Annotated in this window: 6 protein-coding genes; all 6 read right to left on the bottom strand. The window is 54.0% G+C overall.

From position 1 onward, the window contains the following. Positions 1-935 (bottom strand): glycine C-acetyltransferase (locus RMSM_RS21880; protein ID WP_008701434.1); only part of this gene is annotated, 935 nt, incomplete at its 3' end. Positions 936-990: 55 nt separating this feature from the next. After that, positions 991-2316 carry a Gfo/Idh/MocA family protein gene (locus RMSM_RS21875; RefSeq protein WP_040768833.1) on the bottom strand — a complete coding sequence of 442 codons (1326 nt, stop codon included), beginning with the start codon at positions 2314-2316 and terminating at the stop codon, positions 991-993. A gap of 166 nt (positions 2317-2482) precedes the next feature. Then, the gene (tdh, locus tag RMSM_RS21870) at positions 2483-3508 is read right to left on the bottom strand and encodes an L-threonine 3-dehydrogenase (protein ID WP_008701429.1); all 1026 of its coding nucleotides are present in this window, start codon (positions 3506-3508) and stop codon (positions 2483-2485) included. Continuing rightward, on the bottom strand, positions 3505-4620 hold the full coding sequence (locus tag RMSM_RS21865) for a Gfo/Idh/MocA family protein (protein ID WP_040768826.1): 1116 nt from the start codon (positions 4618-4620) through the stop codon (positions 3505-3507). Before RMSM_RS21865 ends, tdh begins: the two co-directional genes overlap by 4 nt. Before the next feature lie 69 nt (positions 4621-4689). Then, positions 4690-5718 carry an SIS domain-containing protein gene (locus RMSM_RS21860; protein WP_008701424.1) on the bottom strand — a complete coding sequence of 343 codons (1029 nt, stop codon included), beginning with the start codon at positions 5716-5718 and terminating at the stop codon, positions 4690-4692. Between the two features lie 110 nt (positions 5719-5828). Further along, positions 5829-6596, bottom strand: a complete 768-nt coding sequence (locus RMSM_RS21855; protein ID WP_052031749.1) for a PIG-L deacetylase family protein — start codon at positions 6594-6596, stop codon at positions 5829-5831. Positions 6597-6903: the final 307 nt, after the last annotated feature.

The following is a 6903-nucleotide window of genomic DNA, read 5'->3' as shown; positions in this document are numbered from 1 at the left end:
TGCATCCCTTCGCGAAAGAAGCGGGTGTTGGATTCCAAGCGATCGCGTAGTTCCGTCGACTCGTTTAGTAACCCGATTGCGCGAAGTGAGGCGGCAACAATTGGCGGCGCGACCGAGTTCGAAAACAGATAGGGCCGACTGCGTTGACGCAAATATTCGATGATCTCGCGTCGTCCACTTGTGTAACCGCCGCTGGCGCCACCCAATGCTTTGCCCAGCGTTCCCGTGATAATATCAATTCGGTCGATCACATCATGGTGCTCGTGAGTACCGCGACCATGTTTGCCCATAAATCCGACGGAGTGTGAATCATCGACCATCACCATCGCATCGTACTTGTCCGCCAAATCGCAAATTCCCGGCAGGTTGGCGATGTAGCCATCCATCGAAAACACGCCATCGGTCGCGATCATACGAAAACGAGCCGCCGAGGCATCGGCCAATTTGGCTTCTAAATCCGCGAGATCGTTGTTGCGATAACGAAAACGTTGTGCTTTACAAAGTCGCACACCATCAATGATCGATGCATGGTTCAGTTCGTCTGAAATAATCGCATCCTCACTGCCTAACAAGGTTTCGAACAAACCTCCATTGGCATCAAAACAGGATGTGTACAGAATCGTGTCTTCGGTACCCAGGAATTCGCTGAGCGATTGCTCGAGCTGTTTGTGAACATCCTGAGTACCACAGATGAAACGCACCGAGGAAAGCCCGTACCCCCAACGATCAAGCCCCTCGTGCGCTGCCTTGACGATCTCGGGGTTGTCGGCCAACCCCAGGTAGTTATTGGCACACAGATTCAGTACTGACTCGCCACCGCCCACTTGAATGCGAACATCCTGAGGCGAGGTGATCACTCGCTCGGATTTATAAAGTCCGTTATCACGGATCTCGCCTAGTTGCTCGGACAGATGGGTTTGGAACGCGCCGTACATGCAGTTGCTTTCGTGTGAGAGAACTTGTTGACCTCTGATTACAGAGGCGAAGGAACTAAGTGAGTTTCGTTACGCCAGGAATTGCAAACGAAGGCTCCGGTCGATCTCCATTCCAATCCAAATCTTTGGGGAACAGGTCGAGCGAAGATTTTTCGCTCACGAAATCCCAATCGACACGTTGACCGGTGTACGCTGCCATCCGCCCCATGACAGCCGTCAACGAACTCTCTGCGGTGGTGCGCAGTTCGACGATCGGGTTGCCGCTGCGAATCGAATCGACCAGATCTTTGTGTTCTTGGCGATACGCGTCGGCGATACTGCCTTTCATACTCCAAGTCTGTTTGCCGGATCGATCGGTGAACCGCGAACCGCCGCTCATGGCGTCAATATAGGCGGTGCCTTTGGTTCCATAAATCACGTTTCCGTTATCGCCTTTGGTTCCGGGAATTTGCCGGCACATGAACGAGCAAACTCGATTTCCGGGGTACGTGTAATCGATCGAAACATTATCCCACATTTCGCTATCGGCAGGACGAGTGAACCGTCCTCCGGACCCGTAAGCCGTTTCCGGAGCCGATCCCATTACCCAGTTGATGGCGTCGATATTGTGCACCGCTTGCTCGGTAATTTGGTCACCTGATAACCAGATGAAGTGCATCCAATTGTTCAGCTGGTACTGAGTATCGCTGACGCCTTCTTTGCGATTTTTGTACCAAATGCCACCTGAGCAATAGCGAGTCGTGGCGCTGACGATATCACCGATCTCGCCGTCGTGAATTCGCTTGATGGCTTCGACATAGTTGACTTGGCGGCGGTATTGAGTGCCCGTGACAATCGATGTCCCCTGCTTGACCGCTTCGTCATGTGCTTTGGTGCAAACGCGGTAACCGGCGGGGTCGACGCAGGATGGTTTTTCAGCGAAGACGTGCTTGCCGGCGGCAACGGCCTCGGCGATGTGGTAGGGGCGGAAACCGGGCGATGTCGCCAAAATGACGAGGTCGACATCGGGATCATCGAGCACGTTTTTATAGGCGTCCAAACCGATGTGGATGCGATCGTCTTTGACGTCAATTTTGTCGCCATGACGCTGGCTCAGAATCTTCCGCGCCCGCTCGCAGTTTTCTTGCTGCAAATCAGCCATTGCTACCAGACGAACATTGTCGTTGATCGATAGCGAATCGTTGAGTGCTCCGGTGCCACGGCCGCCAACCCCCACGATGCCAATCCGAATCACTCGATTGGGATCGTCCGATGACGACGCTGCGTGTAGCATTCGAGGGGCCATTGCTCCGCTGCCAATCGCCGCAGTGCCCAGTGCCGCTGACAGCGTGGTACCACGGCGAAGCGCGTCGCGGCGATTCGGTGTGCCCGTTTCTGGCATACCCGAATTTGGCTCGCTACGGCGTGCACCTGCTTTGCTGCCGTGATCATGGGTGGATGTTTTCGTCGTCATCTGATTCTCCGAGAGGGGTAGGGAAAAATGGTTTCGCAACGGAACAACGGTATACGTCGCTTGTTACAAAGGAAGGGAAAGATGGGGTGGTTGTTCAGGTCCAATTCAGAATCACTTTGCCCGATTGACCGGACATCATGACGTCAAATCCTTGTTCAAATTCCTGGTAAGTGAACCGATGCGTGATGATGGGCGAGAGATCGAGTCCGCTTTGGACCATGACCTTCATCTTGTACCAGGTCTCGTACATTTCACGTCCGTAGATTCCTTTGATCGTCAACATATTGAAAACGACCGTGTTCCAATCTATTGCCATTTCACCCGATGGAATGCCGAGCATTGCGATCTTTCCACCATGGCTCATCTGAGCAATCATCTCTCGAAAGGCAGCGGGATTTCCGGACATTTCCAACCCGACGTCAAAACCTTCTCTCATGCCGATTTCTTTTTGCACGTCGCTGAGTTGTTCGTTGCGAACGTCGACCGTCCGCGTCGCTCCCATTTTTTCGGCCAACCGCAAACGATAGGGATTCACATCGGTGACAACGACATGCCGAGCACCGGCATGCTTCACGACCGCCGCGGCCATGCAACCAATCGGACCGGCACCGGTGATCAAAACGTCCTCGCCAAGGACGGGGAATGACAATGCAGTATGTACCGCGTTACCAAACGGATCAAAAATTGATGCCACGTCGCGATCGACCGAAGCATCATGATGCCACACATTGGTCATCGGCAACGCAATGTACTCAGCAAACGCGCCGGGGCGATTGACGCCAATTCCCTTCGTATCGGCGCATAGATGCCGCCGTCCGGCCAAACAATTGCGGCAGCGGCCACACACCACATGCCCTTCACCGCTGACAATTTCGCCCGGGTAAAAATCGGTCACGTTCGAGCCGGTTTCCACGATCTCGCCAACAAACTCGTGTCCCACGACCATCGGAACGGGGATCGTCTTTTGCGCCCAGGCGTCCCATTTGTAGATGTGGACGTCGGTGCCACAGATTCCGGTCCGGTCGACTTTGATCAGCACATCGTTGATGCCAATCGTGGGCATCGGAACATCTTCGAGCCACAGCCCCGGCTTTTTCTCGCTTTTCACCAACGCCTTCATGATCCGGCTCCTACGGTGTTTGAACTATTTTCCTGCACCAACTCGACCTTCTTTCCGGTACGAAACGACTCATCCGCGGCGGCGACAATCCGCATCGAATGGAGTGCATCGTCCAAGTGATCGGTCAAATCGAGGTCATTGCGAATCGCGTCGAGAAAATATTCTTGTTCGCGTTGGCACAAGGCATCATGATCGAGTTCGTCCTCCAGACGCAGCAGTTCGTCATGCTTGGCAAAATTGCCCTCGGCATCTAGCTGGCTGTGATGCAATCGCAGTGATTCGGTTTGTGTGTGTGCGTCCACATTCGCACTCTGGCCCGCCGAGCCAGCGGTTTCCGCAACGATCGAAACGGATCCTTTGGGGCCGACCACGTCCTTGATGAAAAACGCTGTCTCACTCATCATCGGCCCCCATCCGGCTTCGTACCATCCGACCGAACCGTCGGCGAACGTGACTTGCAGCTGTCCGTAATTGACCATCCCGTCGGGCAGTTCGTCGGTCAACCGCGCCCCGATCCCAGAAACACGCACGGGGCGTGATCCGGTCATCTGACACATCACGTCAACGTAGTGCACGCCGCAATCGACAATCGGTGACACGGTCGACATCAATTCCTTATGCGTTTGCCAAGCGGCGCCGGATGAACTTTGGTTTAGATTCATACGCATCACCAACGGCTTTCCCAACGTCTTTGCGATTTCCGTGAACCGCGTCCAACTGGGGTGATGCCTCAAAATGTAGCCGACAACGACTTTGCGGTCCGATGCGTTGGCACGTTGGATGATTTGCTCGGCACCCGCGACGGAATCGGCCAGCGGTTTTTCAACAAACACATGGCATCCCGCTTCGATCGCCGCGGTGGCGTATAGGGCGTGGGTGTCAGGCCATGTTGAAATACAGACCGCATCGGGTTTGGTTTCTTGCAACGCGGTCGCAAAGTCATGGAACTCGGCATACCCACCACCAAGCTCGCGATTCAACTTACTGCTCGATTGCGACGATCGAGTGCAGATGCCAACGATTTCGAAACCGTCGATTCGATGGTAGGCCAAGGCGTGTGAGCGGCCCATATGCCCCGCACCGACACACAACACTCGTACAGACGACTTCATTTGCAATACTTTCTTCTAATTCCTAGGACAACCGTTGCTCAGTCAAACTTTCTTGATCCGAACGATCCGCTACACCAATTCAGGCGAGAAGGCATTTCCAACTTTTCGAGCACGCAATGGGGTGTCGACATCGACGCCCAGTTTTAATCCCACATTGACCAACAAATTCCATCCTGCGGCCATCTGGACGAATCCGGATAGATCACGGGCATTAGGAATCATGATGGTTGGGAAACTGGTCGGACGCGATGCGATGGCGATAATTTCCATTCCAACACTTCGCTCTAACACACTTTTGAACTTTGCTTCGCTGACCGAATGCGGTTCGATCCAGATCAAAACATCCTCGGCATCCATCACTTCTTCGATTCCGTGGACAGCATAGCTGCCGTCGAGGAAGTCGGCCGATTTGCGAATGATCTCGTTCGTCTTCAGAGTCAGTTCTTCGGCAACCCCGTCGTTGCGTCCAGCCCAGTATACCGTTTTTGCTCGGGCGACCCGGCAAACCAATTCAGCTGGTAACTCGCTTAGAAGTGCGGTTTGGACCGCGTCTGCGAGTTCGTTTTGACGTTGCGCTAGCGTGTTGACGCCATGAATCTGCTCTAACAGCGCTCGCAGGAACAATCCCTGTTCCACGACACTCTTGGTTGCCGCCACGGCGTTTTCTTCGCCGCAATCGAGTACATACCCCGTCGACGCAAACGTCTCGAGTTGCGTGTTGTGAAATGTTGTCAAACTGTATCGTTTGGAGTGCCCATCCAGCTTCAAATTATAGAACAGTTCGATCACTTCGGCAGTTTGGCCCGAATTGGATAGTCCCAAAACAACCCAATCAAGCAGATCGTACTCCATCGCTTGTAACGCCGACTCGGTATGGATACCGATCGAGCAGCCTTGTTTTCTGGCCCACGAGATGGCTTGTTTGGCCGGAAAGAAACGGCTCGATCCTTCACCGGTAATCATCAGATTGCCCGCTTCGACGATCTTGTCCGCCATCGCATGCATCCGATCCGTATCAAAATTGCGGATCAGATCAGGCACCGACAACATATCGTTGACTAAACCGAACTGAATAAAATGCTCGCTTTCTGGATTCATCGCTCTTCTCTAATTAGAGGTTTTCGAATGGCTAGTGTCGCGAGTTGTTGGGGAGCTAAACTTTAAAGCTTGGGGGAGCTTGCTTGTTTGGGTTGCAGAGAACGGATCCATCAGGACCCCAGCGCGGCCGACGCATCAATCACTTCGTTTTGGCAAGATCGATTCAAAGGAAACAATTCTGCGAGCAGATCGTTCGCCGGATACGCATGACCGGTGTGCTGGACAAAAACTTCGGCTGCTTCGACGCCGCACTCACTTCCGCGTGTGTGGTTGTAACATCGCATCGTGGACAAATATTCGTCGATTCCGTTGTGTACGCGAAGCCACTCTCGTTGGCTGGCGTGGCACGCCAGCATCTCGGTTTTACGATCAAGTTGCTCGCTGATCTCGATGCGAGTCGTAGGTTCCGTTTTTTGTCCCAAGCGATCCGTTCCGCCGTGACCGTCGCAGTAATAGAGGTGCGGTATGGTGGATCCAGGTACCAACGGCAATGTCGATGCGTTCGGAGCCGCAAAAACGAAACTGGCTGCACGCCCCATCTGGCCGGTGATCTCGTGGTCCGCGTGATAATCCGACATCGGCATCGTGATTACCAGCGTCGGCGCGATCGAGCGAAACAGATCGATCACCTTTTGCAACGCAGTACGGTCATAAACCACCCGGCCATCGGGTTCATTCAAGCAATGAAAGCTGGCCCCGGCCAAGCTGGCTGCCGCGGTTCCTTCGGCGATGCGAGTGCGAGCGACCTCAGTTGCGTCTCCCGTCAACGAACCACAGTCACCCGCGGTCAGCGTTGCGATATGAGTCTCCCACCCATCGTCGGCTAAACGCATCAGGGTGCCGGCACAGGTAATTTCGGCGTCATCCGGGTGAGCCATCAATGCCAGGGCGACTTTGCGCTGCGTGCGGGTTTCGGTGCTGGACAATGTTCGGTTCCTCTAGGATGCGTGATGTTCTTAGTCCGACTTATCTGTAGTTTGCTTGCCTTCGCTGTCTGTGTCCTCTTTTCCGATTGCTATTTCTGGTGCTGTGTGTGCGCGAGTCCGCTGTTTCTCAAGCGGGGTATGCGCATCGCCGCCGGGGATGATAACTTCATTGCGCGATGTCGAGACTTAGCCCCCCTCATTCCGAGGGGGCTGTGCACTCGAAAGCATCCCGCCAGCAAATTTTCCCCAAACGAAGAGC

It is taken from the genome of Rhodopirellula maiorica SM1, assembly GCF_000346295.1.
GTDB classification, from domain to species: Bacteria; Planctomycetota; Planctomycetia; order Pirellulales; family Pirellulaceae; genus Novipirellula; species Novipirellula maiorica.
This window is presented reverse-complemented; position numbering and strand designations above follow the sequence as displayed.

Excerpts from the sequence above, each read along its gene's own strand:
- RMSM_RS21875 (WP_040768833.1), bottom strand. The coding sequence starts at position 2,316 with ATGCCAGAAACGGGCACACCGAATCGCCGCGACGCGCTTCGCCGTGGT.
- RMSM_RS21860 (WP_008701424.1), bottom strand. The coding sequence starts at position 5,718 with ATGAATCCAGAAAGCGAGCATTTTATTCAGTTCGGTTTAGTCAACGAT.
- RMSM_RS21855 (WP_052031749.1), bottom strand. The coding sequence starts at position 6,596 with ATGGCTCACCCGGATGACGCCGAAATTACCTGTGCCGGCACCCTGATG.
- RMSM_RS21865 (WP_040768826.1), bottom strand. The coding sequence starts at position 4,620 with ATGAAGTCGTCTGTACGAGTGTTGTGTGTCGGTGCGGGGCATATGGGC.
- tdh (WP_008701429.1), bottom strand. The coding sequence starts at position 3,508 with ATGAAGGCGTTGGTGAAAAGCGAGAAAAAGCCGGGGCTGTGGCTCGAA.